This window comes from Chryseobacterium sp. SIMBA_029 (genome assembly GCF_046535275.1).
GTDB lineage: Bacteria > Bacteroidota > Bacteroidia > Flavobacteriales > Weeksellaceae > Chryseobacterium.
Window position 1 is genome coordinate 1 of sequence record NZ_JAWRXA010000368.1, and the last position, 268, is coordinate 268.

At 57.8% G+C, this 268-nt stretch carries 1 protein-coding gene; it reads right to left on the minus strand.

Annotated features, from left to right (window positions below):
• Positions 1–268: TerC family protein (locus SB679_RS24490; RefSeq protein ID WP_410704869.1), on the minus strand; the 268-nt coding region annotated here is incomplete at both ends.

Genomic DNA, 268 nt, shown 5'->3' on the forward strand with positions numbered 1-268 from the left:
GCCGCCGATCAGGTTGATCCCCTTGATGACAAGCAGTTCGGCAGCGATGATCGCAAAGACGATGCGGATCACCGCAGCAGCAGCAATGCCCGCCACGATCGCCTTGCCGCGCAGCTCCGGCGCCAGACCGGCCGCCGCCATGCCGATGACGATCACATTATCCCCGGAGAGGATGATGTTGATCATGATGACTTCGAGATAGATGGAAATGACGGCGGGATCAAAGAAGGAGGACATCAAGGCACTTTCGTCGATGGGGCAAATCGAT